Below are 16,666 nucleotides of genomic sequence, written 5' to 3'. Positions count from 1 at the left end.
GGAGTTTAACTGTGTTCAAAAGAAATCAACATATTTATATAGATAAAGATTTGGATAAGAATTTAGATTTTTTTGAAAAAGAATTAGGCGCTGAAGAAAGTTTTGATGTTATTATCCGTCCCTTTAAAATTGCAGATCGTAAAGCTGCATTTATAGCGATTGACGGTTTTGTAAAAGATGATATTTTAACTGAGATAATGCAGAGTTTATCTATTATAGAGTATGAATCGGAGTTTTGGCAGGAGGATTTTGAAAATAAGATTGAAGATTTTATTCCTTATATAGAAATGGATAAAGAGAATAAAATTGACCAATTATTATTGATGGTTCTCTCAGGTTCTATTGTTTTTCTGCTTGATGGTATGGCTCAAGCCTTTGTGATAGATGCTAGAACTTATCCAGCCAGAAGCCCTGAAGAACCTGATATCGAAAGGGTAGTGCGCGGTTCTCGGGATGGTTTTACAGAAACAATTGTTTTTAATACAGCCCTTGTAAGAAGAAGGGTAAGAGATCCTAAACTCAGGAATAGGCTGATTAATGTAGGACGCAGATCAAAAACGGATATCTGCATATCATATCTAGAAGATGTGGCTAATCCTGAGCTGGTTAAAGAAATAATAAGTAGAATTGAAGAAATTGAGATAGATGCTGTTCCTATGGCAGAAAAGTCCTTGGAAGAGATTATTGTTCCGGGTAATATATGGAATCCTTTTCCTAAGGTGAGATATACTGAAAGGCCTGATGTAGCAGCAGCCCACCTTTTTGAGGGACATATTCTTGTTATGGTTGACACTTCACCTAGTGTTATGATTTTACCAGCTACATTTTTTCATCATATCCAGCATGTAGAGGAATACCGCCAGAATCCGGCTATAGGAGTTTATGTAAGGTTAATAAGGTTTTTAGCGATAATAGCTTCTATTATTGTTACTCCTTTATGGCTCTTATTTGCTCTTTCTCCAGAGCTTTTGCCTGATGCTTTAAGTTTTATCGGACCTAAAAAAGTTGGAGAAATCCCGCTTTTTGTCCAGTTTTTAATTGGTGAAGCAGCATTAGATCTCATGCGCATGGCAGCTATTCATACTCCTTCACCTTTAGCTACCGCTCTGGGGGTTATTGCGGCCATTTTGATAGGTGATGTTGCGGTACAGATTGGTCTTTTAATTCCGGAAGTAATAATATATACCGCTGTAGTAGCGGTGGGAAGTTTTTCTACCCCCAGTTATGAGCTCGCTCAGGCAAATCGTTTGGTGCGCTTATTTTTGCTTTTGGGAGTAGGCTTTTTTAAACTGCCTGGTCTTTTGATTACCGGAGGGTTAGTTCTTTTAATTTTAATAGTTACGAAATCTTTTAATGTACCTTATCTTTGGCCTTTGATACCTTTTAACTACCGTGCGTTAAAGAGCATATTGATTCGGTCACCAGTATTAACCCAGGATGTGAGGCCAGAAGCCTTGAAAACTAGGGATATAAGAAGACAGCCAGGGCCTGCATTAAAGAGAGGTGGTAAAAAATGAAGAGGGTAGGGATTCCGCAGGGATTATTTTACTATTACTATTATCCGCTTTGGAAAGTTTTTTTTACTTTTTTAGGAGCAGAAGTAGTTAAATCTTCCCCTACCAGTAAGAAAACGGTTGACATTGGTGTTAATCTTGCGGTTGATGAAGCATGTTTCCCTATCAAGGTCTATTATGGACATGTAAGCGACTTATTAAAAAAGGATGTAGATTATATATTTGTTCCCAGATTTATAAGCATAGAGACGAGAAGCTATATATGCCCTAAATTTATGGGGCTTCCTGATATGATTAAGGCAGGTATAAAAGAACTGCCGGAAATTATCGATATGACGGTCGATTTAAGCCGTACAGATAAAGGATTTAAACAGGAAATATTAAAAACAGGCAGCTTTTTTACCAACAATAAAAAAAAGATAAAAGAGGCATATAATTATGCCTTGGAAGAATATAAAAGGTTTGGGGAATTAGTTAGACAAGGCTATACCAGGCAAGAAGCTATAAAAGTATGGGAAGGTGAGGAGGTTTTCTTGTCTGAGAAGGCTGATTTAAATATAGGGGTATTAGGGCATGGCTACTCTTTATACGATGATTTTATAAGCATGTCTATAGTAAAACGGCTAAGAGATATGGGGGCTAAGGTGCATCTGCCTGAACATATAAAAGGGGAAGATATTGAAAAAGAAGCTGCCAGTTTACCAAAGCGGGTTTTCTGGACTTTAGGAAGGAAAATGGTGGGAAGCGCTTTTTATATGGACAAAAATTCGGATATTGACGGAATTATATATGTAGCCTGCTTTGGCTGCGGACCTGATTCGCTTATTGGAGAGGTTATTGAACGAAAGGTTAAGAAACCTTTTATGCTTCTTACGGTGGATGAACATACGGGAGAAGGAGGAATCGTGACCAGACTGGAAGCATTTTGCGATATGCTAATAAGGAGGAGAAAACTCAGTGAAAGTAACATTTCCTGCTATGGGTAATACCCGTATAGCTATAAAAGCCCTGCTGGAAGGTCTGAGACTTGAAGTGATTCCTCCTCCTCCCATTACCAAAAAAACTATTGAATTGGGAGTAAAGTACTCTCCCGAATTTGCCTGTATGCCGCTCAAAATAAATGTGGGAAATTTTATTGAAGCTATAGAAAAAGGAGCAGATACCATTGTTATGGCAGGGGGATGGGGACCTTGTCGCTTTGGTTATTATGCCCAGGTGGAACGTGAGATTTTAAAGGATTTAGGATATGATTTTAAAATGGTTATTTTAGAAGCACCAGATTTTAAGTTATCAGAACTTTTTACTCAGATCAGGGACTTAGCAGAAAATGTTTCTTTTTTAGAGGCATTAAAGGCAGTTAAATTTGCCTGGGATAAGCTTAAAGCCGTAGAAGTCATGGAGAAAGACTTGGAGTATTATTTACCAAGGGTAAAAGAAAAAGATAAGGCAGAGTCCATATATGATTATGCCCTTGAATCTATAGATAAGGCTTATTCGAAAAAAAAGATTGATAATATATTAGCCGAAGCGAGAAATGCATTCTGTAATTTGGATTTTCATGGAGAAAATATATTGAAAATAGGTTTGTTAGGAGAAATATATACTATATTAGAGCCTGCCGCCAATTATGATATTGTCCGGCATTTAGGCAGGTTAAATGCGGAAGTCTGCCGGGCGGTATATACCAGCAGCTGGATAAATGACCATCTTCTGGGGGGCATTTTGGGAAAATCAAATCACAAGCATATTGTCCAGTGTGCTCATGCTTATTTAGGTTCCTGGGTAGGAGGGCATGGACAGGAAACAGTAGGGTGTGCGGTAGATTTTGCCCGCCGGGGTTATGATGGGATAATTCAGATAGGCCCTTTAACCTGTATGCCAGAAATTGTTGCTCAGTCTGTTCTAAACCGGGTAAAAGGTGAAGAAAATATTCCCTGCATAACTTTATATTTTGATGAACATGCGGGAACAGCTGGTATATCTACCCGGTTGGAAGCCTTTGTAGATATGCTGGGCCGCAAAAAGGAGAGAGAAGGGACAAAAGTTCCCGTTGAAATTTTCGGTTAGAAAAGGAGTGCGATAATTTTGATTTGTTATCTGGGAGTAGACATAGGTTCAGTAAGCAGCAATTTTGTTCTGATAGATCAGACTGGCAAGCTTAAAAAAAAGGTATATATAAGAACCCAGGGAAATCCGGTTAAGGCTATCAAAGAAGGATATTTAATGCTGAAAGAAGGAGAAGGAATAGAATTTGAAATCAGAGGGGTAGGGACTACCGGAAGCGGAAGACATTTAGCCAGTATTTTGCTGGGGGCAGATGTAGTTAAAAATGAAATTACTGCCCATGCCGTAGCTGCTTCCTGCCTTTATCCGGAGGTTAAAACTATAATTGAAATCGGGGGGCAGGATTCTAAAATAATTATACTCGATAGAGGAATTGTAACTGATTTTGCCATGAATACGGTATGTGCGGCCGGAACCGGCTCTTTTTTGGATCAGCAGGCAGCCAGGCTAAATATACCTATTGAGGAATTTGGCAGAAAGGCAGTTTTGTCAAGTCAGCCGGTGCGAATTGCCGGGCGCTGCGGGGTATTTGCCGAATCAGATATGATTCATAAACAGCAGATGGGGTATCCGGTCGAGGATATTTTAATGGGATTATGTGAGGCATTAGTCAGAAACTATATGAATAATGTGGCCAAAGGAAAGCGTATCGAAGAACTGGTAGTTTTTCAGGGAGGAGTTGCAGCTAATATCGGGCTTAGAAAGGCATTTGAAAATTTTCTTGAAATGAAAATAAATGTACCGGAACATTATAATGTAATGGGAGCTATTGGAGCAGCTGTATTGGCCAAGGAGTATATAGAACAGAAAAGAATCAAAACAGCTTTTAAGGGTGAGGAGTTCATATTAGAGGGTGAATTTGTTTCTAAAAGTTTTGAATGCGGAGGCTGTCCCAACCTTTGCGAAGTGGTATGTATCAAAAGGGATGATAAGCCATTAGCTTACTGGGGAGACCGTTGCCGCAGGTGGGAAACTTCGCTTAATAAAGGAGACAGGAGAAATTTAAAGGTAGTGTAAAACGCGGGAAACCCCGCGTCTTATATTTTATAAAAGCTCTATGATTTTCTTTTTGTATTTGTTTTTTTCAGGTTCGGATAAGCCTTTAACATTGAATTCGCCGATTATCCGGGCGGGAAGGGGGGAAAAGACATAAATTCTATCCCCCAGGAGCAAAGCCTCTTCAATATCATGCGTTATAAAAAGTATGGAAGGATTATACTGGCTGCGCAGGTTTATGAGCCAGAGCTGCATTTTATGCCTGGTAATAGCATCTAATGCAGCAAATGGTTCATCTAAAAGCATAATATCACTGGCAAAAAGATAAGTGCGAAGCAGGGCTGCCCGCTGTCTCATCCCCCCGGAAAGCTGGCGGGGATAGTAGTTTTCAAAACCGACAAGCCCGAATTCTGAAAGGTAGCTTTTTGCTTTATTTCTTGCTTGTTTTAAGCTTTCTCCTTTAACCACCAGAGGAAGGGCTATGTTGTCGAGAACGGTGCGAAATGGCAGCAAAAGGTCTTTTTGCTGCATATAGCCAACCCTTCCGGTTTTGCCGGTGTAATCCTGACCATCGATGATTATTTTCCCTTTATCAGGCTTTATTAGCCCTGATATTATGTTAAAAAGCGTGCTTTTGCCGCATCCGCTAGGCCCTAAAATTACAACACATTCCTGCGGGTTCAATGTCAAGGATATATTATCCAGGGTATAAAGCTGATCTAAAGTTTTACATATCTCTATTACTTGGACTTTGGACATAAGAAGAAGGCTCCCTTTTTATTTGTTTTAAGGCAGAAAATCATTGGTGAAAGCCTTTTGGGGATCTATATTTTTTTCTATGATTTTATTTTCATACATGAAATCAGCGTATTTTTCCCATACTTCCAGTTTCATTTCTCCCCAGCGCGGAGCGTCAGATTTATATTCTTTTGCCAAATATTTTTGGCTGGCTTTTACTAAATCCGGGTTAAGTTCAGGCACTTCTTTGAGCAGGATGTCTGCTGCTTCTTCCGGGTTTTTTATTGCAAATTCATAGCCTTTAGCTGTTGCCCGCATAAATTTTTTGATCAGCTCTGGGTTGTTTTTTATTTTGTCTTCACTTGTTATAATCACTGGTGTGTAAAAATCGAATGCTTCATGTTCATCTCGCAGCTTTATAAAGTTCAAGTCGATTTTTTTAAGTTCAGCTTCTATACCGGTCCAGCCGTAGTATATCCAGGCAAAGTCAATGTCTTTTTCTATGCTGGTAAAAAAGTCGGCTGAGCCTATATTAACAATGTGGACTTTATTAAAATCTGCGCCATATTTATCCATCAAGGTTTTTATCATGGCATTTTCCATGGGAGATCCCCAGCCGCCGTAAGTTTTGTTTTCAAAGTCTTTAGGGGTTTTTATATTTTTGCTTTTGGGGGAGGCGAATCCTGAGGTATTGTGCTGAATAACAGCAGCAATAGCTACTATAGGGATATCCTGAACCCGGGCATAGGTTACTTCTTCCTGATAGCTTATGCCAAAATCTCCCTTTCCGGCAGCTATAAGCTGCGGGGTGCCTCCTTCTGAAGGTTGAACTATTTCTACATCCAGTCCTTCATCTTTATAAAAACCTTTGTCTTTAGCCACATAAAGTCCGCTGTGGTTTGTATTTGGAAACCAGTCCAAGACTACGGTTACTTTGGTAAGGCTTTGATTTTTTTCTGGCTTCAAGCTGCAGCCGGGAAGCAGAGATAAAATTAAGGTTAAAATCAAGATAAAACTTAACTTTCGCCGCATTTTATTCCTCCTTTTTAATATTTTCCATTTTCATTTATGCGATTCCAGGGCAACATGATGTATTCTAAAAAATCTACTGCTTTTACGAGTAAAAAACTCATAAGACAGATAATAAAGACGGCAGCTAAGACTTCATCTATAGCAAAGCTTTTCTGTTTTAAAGTCATAAAATAACCAAGGCCTTTTTGTGCTCCCAGCCATTCTCCGATTACTGCTGCCATAATGCTGTAAGTAGCAGCAATTCTGAGGCCGGAGAAGAAGGCAGGGAGGGCAGAAGGCAGTTTTACCAGTCTGAATATGGTCCATTTATTTGCACCCATGGAGCGGAATAAATGGACCTGATCCGGGTCTACCGAGTTAATGCCTTCAATAAAATTGATGGTAACCGGGAAAAAACATACCAGAACTACGATTATTATTTTAGGAGTTAATCCCCAGCCGAACCACAGTGTAAAAAGCACTGCCAGGACTATAAGAGGGACGGTCTGGGATATAATAAGGAGCGGATAAAATGCCCGGTTAAGCCACTCCACATGGGTAAGCAAAAAAGCTGTTATAAATGCCAGGATTACGGCAAGCAAGAATCCGGTTAATGCTTCAAAAAGGGTTATCCCTGTATGCATTAAAAGCAGATTATGCTCTTTGATAAGTGAAGACAAAACTTTAACCGGACCGGGAAGAATCCAGGGCTTAATTTCATAAAACCTAACTCCGAATTCCCATAAAAATAATAAAAAGAGCAGGGCTATAGCTGGAGCTGCATTATGGGCGATATTTGCCGATTTTTTCATCTATAGTCACTCCGCCAGGCTTATAGTCGATGGTTATAACTGATACTACTCTGGGCGCACCGTTTTCGATACAAATCTGATTTGCTTTTTTAACTAAATCTAAAAGGGTATCTAAATCACCTTCTACCGTAGTTTCGGAAGGGCCTACCACATAGTTGAGGCCTGAATCAATAAGGACTTCAATAGCTTTATCTACCATTTCATATATTTTGTTTTCTTCAACTACCGGCAATATTTTCAGGCTTAAATGGGCTTCCGGCATGTTAATTTACCTCCTTTCCCAATAAAAATGGCTGCTTTTACCAGCTGGAAAGGTAATAAGCAGCCTTTTTGGCTAATTATTCCCTACGCTGGCATTACCCAGATCAGGTTCAAGGGTCAGGGCTCCTTTTTGCCCACTCTCAGCCGGAAAGGTCCAGCTCCCCTCGGTATTAAATTTGAGGATAATTATAATACTTATAAAAATTAAGGTCAATGAGTTTTAAAGATTAGGTTGAGAGATTTATTACCATTCTATGTAAAATTGGTGATTGACAAAAATCATGTGATATAATAAGTAAGATATAAATTACTAAATAAATAGGGGGATTGTTTTTGACGGAAAAGGAAGCCAGAATATCTATTCAGGATAATGGTAAAGCAGCAGCTTTTTTTGGAGTAAATGATGAAAATCTACGCCATCTAAAAGATGTTTGTTCAGCGGATATTTTTGCCCGGGGAGGAGACATATATATTCGGGGAAATGAAGAAGAGGTTGAAGAAACTTATGAACTTTTACATCGCCTTATGGATGTATTGGAGAGTGAAGGACAGATAACAATAAATGATATAAATTATTACAGCAATTTGATAAGATGTGGAGATAAGGTAAAACATCAGGATATTGTTTCAGGTACACTTTTGAAGACAGCACGAGGAAAACTAATAAAAGCCAAGACTTTAGGCCAGAGGAAGTATATAGAAGCTATCCTGGAAAATGACATAGTTTTTGGAATTGGACCAGCAGGTACGGGAAAAACTTATCTGGCAGTAGTTATGGCTGTTCGTGCGCTTAAAAACCGGGAAGTGGAGAGGATTATATTGGTAAGGCCGGCGGTAGAAGCCGGAGAAAAATTGGGATTTTTGCCCGGTGATTTTATTGAAAAGGTAAATCCATATTTAAGACCTTTGTATGATGGGCTTTTTGATGTATTAGGGGTAGATGTTACCCAAAGGTATATGGAAAAGAATGTTATTGAAATTGCTCCCTTAGCTTATATGAGGGGAAGAACTTTAAATGATGCCTTTATTATTTTAGATGAGGCCCAAAATACTACACCGCAGCAGATGAAGATGTTTTTAACCAGACTTGGATTTGGTTCTAAGGCTGTAATAACTGGAGATGTAACTCAGGTAGACTTACCAAAGGAAGATTATTCAGGGCTAGTTGAAGTTCAGAAGATATTGAAAAGTGTTAAAGGGATTGCATTTCAGTATCTGACTAAAGAAGATGTTATAAGGCATCCCCTGGTGCAAAGAATTATTGATGCTTATGAAGCTTATGAGGCTAAAGAATAGAAGCCTTTTAAAAGCTTTTGATTGAGGGAGAGTATTTATGCTGCGTGATATCTTGAAATTAAATTCCTGTAAGATAAGAGAATTTTTTACTAATCCCAAGGTTCAAAAGACCCTTGGAGTCTTATTCTTTTTTAGTATAACTATTGCTATTCTTTTTAGCAACTTCAGTCCTCATCAGCTTTCTCTGAAACCGGATGAAGTTGCTACCCGTGACATACAATCTAATGTAACTGCTGTCGTAATTGATGAGAAGAAAACCGCTGAGCTTAAAGCTCAGGCTGCCAGTAAGGTTCAGAAGGTGTATCAGGAGGATAATTTTGCACTTTCTAATGCCAAGGAAGAAGTTGACAGTTTTTATACCTCATTAAGCCATGTATTAAACAGTGAAGCAGAAGATAAGGAGCAAAAGATTAAGCAGATTCTTGAGGGAGCAGTTGCTGATAAAGATTTTAAACCGGAGTTTTCATATTATGAGCTTGCCCGCTATATTTTACAAGTGGGAAATGCTGATTTAGCACAGATTCATCAGGCTTCATGGACTGTAATTTATAAGACAATGCAGAAACCTATAACTGAAGAGGCCCTTCCTGCTACTTTGGAACAGGTAAAAAGTGAAATAGATGCTCTTCCATATACTGCACAGGCTAAAGCAATAATAAAAATAACGGTTGCTGGGTTTATGCGTCCCAATATGATTTATAATAAAGAGGCAACGGAAAAAGCGATAAAAGAAGCCACTGATGCAGTGCAGCCGGTACAGAAAACGATTAAAGCAGGAGAGATAATCGTCCGAGAAGGAGATCGGGTTACTGAGGAGCAGATATCTATTCTTGAACAGTTAGGCCTTCAAAAGAGCAAGAGCTATCCTTTAACCCTGGTTGGAGCAGGGATTTTTGTGCTTATTACCTTTTGGCTCATAATTGAGTTTTTACGCCGGTATTATAAGCATATATATGACAGCTCGCCTTTACTTTTACTTATTGGACTTATTTTTATTCTAATACTGCTCATCACCCGCTTTCTTACTATCATAAAGATAGGGGCTAAACCAGAACTTAACAGTCTTATGGGGTATGCCGCTCCGGTGGCGGCAGGCTCTATGCTTATTGCTATTCTTTTGGATAACCGTTTGGCCTATTTTATAACTATGATTATGGCTTTATATGTGGGGTTGCTTACTGAGGGCAACCAGCTTTTTTATGCCATTGTAGCCTTTGTTGGGGGAACGGTAGGGGTTTTTAAGGTTTATAAATTAAGCCAGACTTCTGACCTAGCTAAAGCGGGTATTTATGTGGCTTTAGCTGATATAATAACAATAATAACCCTTATTTTTATAAGCGGAAACATCAGCCTCAGTCTGGTTTTTACAGGTATTGCCATAGGAACTGTCAATGGTTTGCTTTCGGCAGTACTTATGATAGGAGCTCTGCCTTATCTAGAAACTGCCTTTTCTATAACCAGCATGATAAAGCTTTTAGAGCTATCAAACCCGAACCATTATCTTTTAAGGAGGCTTTTGCTGGAGGCTCCCAGCACATATCACCACAGTCTTTTAGTGGGAAATCTGGCAGAAGCAGCAGCTGAGGCGATAGGAGCCAATTCTTTACTGGTAAGGGTAGGAGCATATTATCACGATATTGGCAAGCTTAAAAGGCCGGAATATTTTATTGAAAATCAGCGGGGAGGAGAAAATCCTCATGAAAAGATTGCCCCTGCATTGAGTGCCCTTATTATTACTTCACATGTTAAAGAAGGGTTAGAGTTAGCCCGAGAGGCAAAACTGCCCCGGGTAATTATGGATTTTATCGAACAGCATCATGGAACCAGCCTGGCACGCTATTTTTACAGTCGGGCTTTAGAAGAACATGAACAGATAAGTGAGGAAAGTTTTAGGTATGAAGGTCCGAAGCCGCAAAGTAAGGAAGTAGCTTTAGTTATGTTGGCTGATTCAGTAGAGGCAGCTGTCCGATCTCTTTCTGATCCTACGCCAGAGAATATAGAACAAATGGTACACAAAGTAATAAAAGAAAAATTAGATGACGGACAGCTAGATCTTTGTGAGCTTACTTTCCGGGATCTTAATGTTGCGGCGGAAGCATTCTGCAAAGTTTTAGACGGGATTTATCACAAAAGGATAGAATATCCGGAAAACATAGCACGCGAATTGAAAGGAAGCGAATTAGATGGAGATTGTAATAACAAATGAACAGGAAAAGATTGAATTTACCGATGGAATGAGAGAAATCGTGGAAAATGTTATAACTGCTGCTGCCGGGATGGAAGGAATAGAGGAAAACTGTGAAATAAGTGTTCTTATAACGGACAATATTTTTATTCACAAGTTGAATTTAGATTACCGGGGACAGGATAAGCCCACCGATGTGCTTTCCTTTGCTATGAACGAATCGGGTGAAGACGAACCTGATTTTTTAGGAAAAGAGGAGATAAATATTTTAGGGGATATTGTGATATCTTTAGAAAAGGCAGCCGAGCAGAGTAAAGAATATGGCCATACTTTAGAAAGAGAGTTAGGATATCTTACTGCGCATGGAATGCTGCATCTTTTAGGTTATGATCATAAAAATGAGGAAGAAAGAAGGATTATGCGTGATAAAGAGGAAAAAATAATGTCAGCAGTAAATTTGGAAAGGTAAAATATTATGAAAACCAGGAGCTTAAAGGAAAGTTTTACCTATGCAATATCAGGATTGAAGAAAACTGTGATAAGTGAAAGGAATATGAAAATTCATTTATCAGCTGCTGTATGTGCAGTTTTGTTGGGGTTTGTCCTTCGTATTAACCGTACAGAATGGGGATTACTTTTACTTACGATCTGTATTGTGATAGTTGCTGAAACTTTAAATACAGCAATAGAAAGAACGGTTGACCTTGTAACTGAGAATTATCATCCTCTGGCTAGAGAAGCTAAAAATATAGCAGCAGGAGCAGTTTTTTTTAGCGCTTTAATAGCAGTCATTATTGGATTAATTGTTTTTGGCCCTTATTTTTTATCCTGGTTATTATAAGAAGGGATAATGTTTATGGATATTAAAAAACTTATTGAAGAAGCGAGAAAAGCAGAAAAATATGCTTATGCACCATATTCTAATTTTAGAGTGGGAGCAGCTTTGCTAACTAGCAGTGGAAATATTTATACTGGTGCTAATGTAGAAAATGCTTCTTATGGTCTGACGATTTGTGCAGAAAGAACTGCAATAGTTAAGGCGGTTACAGCAGGGGAAAGAGATTTTAATGTTATTTGTGTTACGAGTTCAGGCAAAGGTTTTGTATATCCATGTGGGGCATGTTTGCAGGTTTTAGCCGAGTTTTCTCCCCATATTCGAGTTATTGTTACTGATGAGAATGATAACTATTGTGAATATCTGTTAAAAGATATGCTTCCAAACCTTTTTCTTTTTGATAAATAGGAGGGGTAATATAAGTGAGATCAGGATTTGTAAGCATTGTAGGACGGCCGAATGTTGGGAAGTCTACCTTGATAAATACAATAATTGGAAGGAAGATTACTATTGTATCAGAAAAGCCGCAGACAACCAGAACATGTATTCAAGGTATTTATACCTGTGATGAAGGTCAGATAGTATTTGTAGATACCCCTGGCATTCATAAACCTAAACATCTTTTGGGAGAGTATATGGTTAAATTGTCTACCCGCAGTATAGAGGAGGTAGATCTCATATACTATATGATAGATGTCACCAAACCTTTTGGCGGGGGAGAGCAGTTCATAATAGAACAGCTTAAAAATGCTGTTGTGCCAGTATTTCTCGTAGTTAATAAAATAGACTTGGTTTCTCCTGAAAGGGTTGATGAATATATTGAGAATTTCCGGAATGAAATGAGCTTTACCCGGATAATACCGATATCTGCTGCCTGCAACCAGAATATAGAAGAACTTTTGAGGTCTACATTTGAATTTTTGCCGGAAGGCCCTTTTTATTATCCTGAAGAAGACTTTACCGATCAGCCGATATCTTTTATTGTAGCTGAGCTTATAAGAGAGAAGGTTTTGATTTTAACTAGGGATGAAGTTCCCCATTCGATTGCAGTTGAGATAGAAGAATTTAAAAATGAAATAGGAAGGAAAATATATATAAGAGCAGTTATTTATACTGAAAAGGATTCCCAAAAAGGGATAATAATTGGAAGGAATGGACAGATGTTAAAGAGTATCGGGGAAAAAGCGCGTAAAGATATTGAAATGATGATTGGGATGCCAGTTTATTTGGATTTATGGGTAAAGGTTAAGAAGAACTGGCGGGATAATGAAGCAAATTTGCGTCAGTTAGGATTTAGGTTGTGATTTTTAGGGGAGATGTTCATATGCTTGCACAATATATAGATGCTACCAATCTCAAACCAGAAGCATCCAGTGATGATATAAAAAAGTTATGTGAAGAAGCGGTGAAGTATAATATGGCAGCAGTTTGTATAAATCCCTGCCGGCTCCCTTTAGCTGTTTCTATTTTAAGGAAAACCCCGGTTAAACCTTGCACTGTAATAAGTTTTCCATTAGGAGCAGAACTGCCTGATGTTAAAAGGGTTCAAGCGGTAGAAGCGTTGAAAATAGGAGCTTTAGAGCTTGATGTGGTTATGAACATAGGGGCTTTTAAAGATAGGGATTATAAATTGGTTGAAGATGAAATAAAAGGACTTCTTCGTTTAAAACAGGATTTTGATTATGTGCTTAAAGTTATTGTGGAAACAGCCTTGCTTTCTGAGGATGAGTTGGCAGTTGCTACTAAAATAATAAGTGAAACCGGTGCTGATTTTATAAAAACTTCTACCGGTTTTTCCAGCCGGGGGGTCAGTATTGAAGATATAGAAATTATTAAGGAAAATAAAAGTAATAAACTCAAAATAAAGGCCAGTGGAGGAATAAAAGAGCTTGATTTTGCCAGAAGGCTTATAGAAGCTGGGGTGCATCGTATAGGAAGTAGCAATCCACTGAAAATAATAGGGGTTTTATAGAAAGGGGAGTTGCCCCTTTATTTTTTTATATTAAGGTAAGAAAGGAATATGAGGGGTTAATATTGTTATGTTCAGAAAAACTTTTTATCTTCTTCTTATTATTTTAGGCTTCTATATCTACTGCCTTATAAATTATCCTTATTCCTTTTTGCAAAATAGCCTGTATAAAGAAGCTTTAAGCTTTTATGGGAGTAATATAAGCGACTTTGCTGAAATTAAAGTTGTTTATAACCCTGGTCTTCGCGATTTAGGGATTGAAAAAGAAGAAGTCAGGGTAAAAGTTTTTTTGCCGGTTGATAAAGGTGATTTTGTAGTTCAAATTAACCGGGCTTTAAGAGAAGGATATAATACATTAGTTGAATGTTCTGCTTTTGATTCTTTCCATACTACTTCGGAAGGACAAATCCTTCTTAAAAATATGCGTGATAAAGCGTACAGGGTTGTGATATTTGATGGAGGCCATCATCTGCCTACTTTAGGGATGAATCCGGATATAATAATTATGCCTGAAATAAAAGGCTATACTGCCCACAGCTATATGCATGATGCAATAAAAATAAAAGCGGTGTTAGCTTTAGCTGAGAAAGCTGATTTAAAAACAGTAATAGCAGTTGCTCCCCGCTGGGCTTTGGTAAAAGATGACGCTAATCTAAGATTAATGGTTGAGAGGGTTTTAGAACAGTTGGAAAAAAGGAGTTCATCTGCATCAGCTTTTAATTTTTGGGCTGATAAAAGAATCAGCAAGTTTAACGGTTTGGTATTTGCTTATATTAATTATGAATATTATGAGAATAAGGATAAACTTGAAGGCCTGATAAAAAGAGGGGGGCAAAATGATATAACTGAAATATATCTGGCTTTTGATTATAATAAAATAAGTCAGGAAGATGCATTGGTTTATGCCAATGCTTTAGAGACAGACTTAAATATTCCTGTTAATATTGTAAATGAGCCTTTTACGGTTTTTGATGTTTTATGGAGGAAAGGATAAATGTACTATGGAACCAGGGCAGTAGTAGTAAAATCTACCGATTACAGGGATGCAGATAAGCTGGTAACCTTGTTTTCTGAAAAAGAAGGTAAAGTGAAAGCGATTGCTAAAGGGGTTAAAAAGCCGGGAAGCAGTCTTAGGATATGTGTCCAGCCTTTTGCCCATTCATTTTTATATCTGAGTCGGGGGGGCGAATTAGATCTCATTACCCAGGGCAGGATTATGGATTTTTACGCTGATATTCGGGAAAATTTAGGAAAAACTTTGTATATTGCTTATGTTATGGAGCTTCTGGACAAATCCCTTTTAGAAAGAGTACCTATGCCTTTTCTTTACAAGGATGTTCTTGAAGTTTTGGAGTATATTGAAACTAGGGGATTAAATTTTATTGTTATAAGATATTTTGAAATGCGGCTTTTGATTGAGCTCGGATATAAACCTGAACTTGATGTTTGTGTAAACTGCGGACAAAAGTTTCCGGTTATGAACATGTTTAGTCTTAGCGGGGGTGGAGTTTTATGCGAAAAGTGTTCAGAAATAATTAAACCGGATTTTGTGCTGTCTGGAGAAGCTCTAAGCCTGCTTAAATTTTTAGCCAAAAGTAATATCAGGACTTTAGAAAGATTAAAAGCATCCGAGGGTGCTTTGAATAAGATTGAAAGGATTTTGGAAAAATACCTGGAATATTATATAGAGCGTAAATTTAACACTAAATATATAATATCTGATTTAAAGAAAAGCCTTCCCCTAACATTTGACAAGGGATAAAGCTCTTGTTAAACTAATATACAAAATGATAAATTGGGAAAATTTAATAAAAGAGAACGATGAAGAAGAGGAGTAGGAAAGGGATGCCTTAAAAGAGAGCCGGGGCAGGTGAAAGCCGGTAGGCTAAACTTTCTGAAGGCGCTTCGGAGTTGCGGGAGGAAAGCCTTTCGGTGAGTAAAGCCCGAGAATAATGAGGAGGGTGCTTTGAGCACCAACCAGGGTGGAACCGCGGGTAAACCCGTCCCTGTTTTGGGGACGGGTTTTATAATTTTTAAAGTAGTTTATAAAAAATCTTGCCAGGGAGGTTAAAAGAAATGAATTTTCAGGAGATTATTTTGCGTTTACAGAATTATTGGGGTAAGCAGGGCTGTATTATTCAGCAGCCTTATGATGTGGAGAAAGGAGCAGGAACTATGAATCCGGCTACTTTCCTCAGGGCATTAGGGCCAGAACCTTTTAATGTAGCTTATGTTGAGCCTTCCCGGCGTCCAACTGACGGAAGGTATGGAGAAAACCCCAATCGTTTGCAGCATTATTATCAATATCAGGTAATTTTGAAGCCTTCTCCGGACAATGTTATTGATCTTTATATGGATAGTTTGAGAGATTTAGGTATTGATCCGGAAAAGCATGATATAAGACTGGTGGAAGATAACTGGGAGTCTCCTACTTTAGGTGCCTGGGGACTCGGCTGGGAAGTATGGCTTGATGGTATGGAAGTGACTCAGTTTACCTATTTTCAGCAGTGCGGAGGATATGACTGTAATCCAGTATGTGCTGAGATAACCTATGGACTGGAAAGAATTGCCATGTTTATTCAAAATAAGGAAAGTGTTTTCGATATTGAATGGGTGGATGGCATAACATATGCTGATGTTCATCATCAGGGAGAAGTAGATTATTCCTATTATAATTTCGAGTATGCCGATATAGATACCTTAATTACCATGTTTAATTTGTGTGAAAAAGAAGCGATGAGAATTGCCGAAAAAAATCTGGTTCTTCCTGCTTATGATTATGTTCTTAAATGCTCTCATCTTTTTAATCTTTTAGATGCCAGGGGAGCTATAAGTGTAACAGAGCGGATGAGCTATATTTTAAGGGTGCGAAATCTAGCGCGTATGATTGCCAGTGAATATTTGAAACAAAGACGAAGACTGGGTTATCCGCTTATTAAAGACGAAAATTTGCGCCTTAAACTTTTGGAAACGGAGGAGGTTTAA

At 38.3% G+C, this 16,666-nt stretch carries 18 protein-coding genes, 1 riboswitch and 1 other annotated feature; of the genes, 14 read left to right on the top strand and 4 right to left on the bottom strand.

Going from position 1 to position 16,666, the window contains the following annotated elements:
* Nucleotides 1-11: 11 nt before the first annotated feature.
* From H0Z36_RS03860 to H0Z36_RS03845, 4 genes are read left to right on the top strand one after another with little or no spacing between them, the layout of a single operon-like run.
* Nucleotides 12-1,517 (top strand): spore germination protein, encoded by a 1,506-nt coding sequence (locus tag H0Z36_RS03860; protein WP_296863935.1) that lies wholly within the window; start codon nucleotides 12-14, stop codon nucleotides 1,515-1,517.
* Nucleotides 1,514-2,500 carry an acyl-CoA dehydratase activase-related protein gene (locus tag H0Z36_RS03855; RefSeq protein WP_296863934.1) on the top strand — a complete coding sequence of 329 codons (987 nt, stop codon included), beginning with the start codon at nucleotides 1,514-1,516 and terminating at the stop codon, nucleotides 2,498-2,500. The genes H0Z36_RS03860 and H0Z36_RS03855 overlap by 4 nt, the downstream gene beginning before the upstream one ends.
* The gene (locus H0Z36_RS03850; RefSeq protein ID WP_296863933.1) at nucleotides 2,472-3,581 is read left to right on the top strand and encodes a CoA protein activase; all 1,110 of its coding nucleotides are present in this window, start codon (nucleotides 2,472-2,474) and stop codon (nucleotides 3,579-3,581) included. Before H0Z36_RS03855 ends, H0Z36_RS03850 begins: the two co-directional genes overlap by 29 nt.
* Nucleotides 3,582-3,599: 18 nt before the next feature.
* The gene (locus H0Z36_RS03845) at nucleotides 3,600-4,595 is read left to right on the top strand and encodes an acyl-CoA dehydratase activase (protein WP_296863932.1); all 996 of its coding nucleotides are present in this window, start codon (nucleotides 3,600-3,602) and stop codon (nucleotides 4,593-4,595) included.
* A gap of 27 nt (nucleotides 4,596-4,622) precedes the next feature.
* Here H0Z36_RS03845 and H0Z36_RS03840 read toward each other — a convergent pair whose 3' ends face one another.
* The 4 genes from H0Z36_RS03840 to H0Z36_RS03825 are packed head-to-tail and all read right to left on the bottom strand — an operon-like array spanning nucleotide 4,623 to nucleotide 7,397.
* Nucleotides 4,623-5,333: an ABC transporter ATP-binding protein gene (locus H0Z36_RS03840; RefSeq protein ID WP_296863931.1), complete on the bottom strand. Its 711-nt coding sequence runs from the start codon at nucleotides 5,331-5,333 to the stop codon at nucleotides 4,623-4,625.
* Between the two features lie 27 nt (nucleotides 5,334-5,360).
* Nucleotides 5,361-6,344, bottom strand: a complete 984-nt coding sequence (locus tag H0Z36_RS03835; RefSeq protein ID WP_296863930.1) for an ABC transporter substrate-binding protein — start codon at nucleotides 6,342-6,344, stop codon at nucleotides 5,361-5,363.
* Between the two features lie 14 nt (nucleotides 6,345-6,358).
* Nucleotides 6,359-7,135 carry an ABC transporter permease gene (locus tag H0Z36_RS03830; RefSeq protein WP_296863929.1) on the bottom strand — a complete coding sequence of 259 codons (777 nt, stop codon included), beginning with the start codon at nucleotides 7,133-7,135 and terminating at the stop codon, nucleotides 6,359-6,361.
* On the bottom strand, nucleotides 7,107-7,397 hold the full coding sequence (locus H0Z36_RS03825) for a thiamine-binding protein (protein WP_296863928.1): 291 nt from the start codon (nucleotides 7,395-7,397) through the stop codon (nucleotides 7,107-7,109). Before H0Z36_RS03825 ends, H0Z36_RS03830 begins: the two co-directional genes overlap by 29 nt.
* A 62-nt stretch (nucleotides 7,398-7,459) precedes the next feature.
* Nucleotides 7,460-7,571, bottom strand: a riboswitch (TPP riboswitch).
* Nucleotides 7,572-7,729: 158 nt separating this feature from the next.
* On the opposite strand from H0Z36_RS03825, the gene H0Z36_RS03820 reads away from it, so the two are divergent.
* From H0Z36_RS03820 to glyQ, 10 genes are all read left to right on the top strand, one after another.
* Nucleotides 7,730-8,692 carry a PhoH family protein gene (locus H0Z36_RS03820; protein ID WP_296863927.1) on the top strand — a complete coding sequence of 321 codons (963 nt, stop codon included), beginning with the start codon at nucleotides 7,730-7,732 and terminating at the stop codon, nucleotides 8,690-8,692.
* Between the two features lie 37 nt (nucleotides 8,693-8,729).
* Nucleotides 8,730-10,898 (top strand): HDIG domain-containing metalloprotein, encoded by a 2,169-nt coding sequence (locus H0Z36_RS03815; RefSeq protein ID WP_296863926.1) that lies wholly within the window; start codon nucleotides 8,730-8,732, stop codon nucleotides 10,896-10,898.
* Nucleotides 10,876-11,346 (top strand): rRNA maturation RNase YbeY, encoded by a 471-nt coding sequence (gene ybeY / locus H0Z36_RS03810; protein WP_296863925.1) that lies wholly within the window; start codon nucleotides 10,876-10,878, stop codon nucleotides 11,344-11,346. The genes H0Z36_RS03815 and ybeY overlap by 23 nt, the downstream gene beginning before the upstream one ends.
* A gap of 6 nt (nucleotides 11,347-11,352) precedes the next feature.
* On the top strand, nucleotides 11,353-11,718 hold the full coding sequence (locus H0Z36_RS03805; RefSeq protein WP_296863924.1) for a diacylglycerol kinase family protein: 366 nt from the start codon (nucleotides 11,353-11,355) through the stop codon (nucleotides 11,716-11,718).
* A 15-nt stretch (nucleotides 11,719-11,733) separates the two neighbouring features.
* Nucleotides 11,734-12,120, top strand: coding sequence for a cytidine deaminase (gene cdd / locus H0Z36_RS03800; RefSeq protein ID WP_296863923.1), 387 nt, complete (start codon nucleotides 11,734-11,736; stop codon nucleotides 12,118-12,120).
* 14 nt (nucleotides 12,121-12,134) lie between these two features.
* Complete coding sequence (gene era / locus H0Z36_RS03795; protein WP_296863922.1) at nucleotides 12,135-13,016, top strand: GTPase Era; 882 nt, start codon at nucleotides 12,135-12,137, stop codon at nucleotides 13,014-13,016.
* Nucleotides 13,017-13,036: 20 nt separating this feature from the next.
* Nucleotides 13,037-13,684 (top strand): deoxyribose-phosphate aldolase, encoded by a 648-nt coding sequence (deoC, locus tag H0Z36_RS03790; protein WP_296863921.1) that lies wholly within the window; start codon nucleotides 13,037-13,039, stop codon nucleotides 13,682-13,684.
* Nucleotides 13,685-13,751: 67 nt separating this feature from the next.
* Complete coding sequence (locus tag H0Z36_RS03785) at nucleotides 13,752-14,675, top strand: hypothetical protein (protein ID WP_296863920.1); 924 nt, start codon at nucleotides 13,752-13,754, stop codon at nucleotides 14,673-14,675.
* Complete coding sequence (gene recO, locus H0Z36_RS03780; protein ID WP_296863919.1) at nucleotides 14,676-15,443, top strand: DNA repair protein RecO; 768 nt, start codon at nucleotides 14,676-14,678, stop codon at nucleotides 15,441-15,443. It abuts the gene before it with no gap.
* Nucleotides 15,444-15,493: 50 nt separating this feature from the next.
* Nucleotides 15,494-15,692, top strand: a binding site (T-box leader).
* 65 nt (nucleotides 15,693-15,757) lie between these two features.
* Nucleotides 15,758-16,666: a glycine--tRNA ligase subunit alpha gene (glyQ, locus tag H0Z36_RS03775; protein ID WP_296863918.1), complete on the top strand. Its 909-nt coding sequence runs from the start codon at nucleotides 15,758-15,760 to the stop codon at nucleotides 16,664-16,666.

This window comes from Thermosyntropha sp., from assembly GCF_017656155.1.
In the GTDB taxonomy this organism is placed as follows: Bacteria; Bacillota; Syntrophomonadia; order Syntrophomonadales; family Syntrophomonadaceae; genus Thermosyntropha.
Note: the sequence above shows the minus strand (reverse complement) of the source record. Positions and strands in the feature narration are given on the sequence as shown.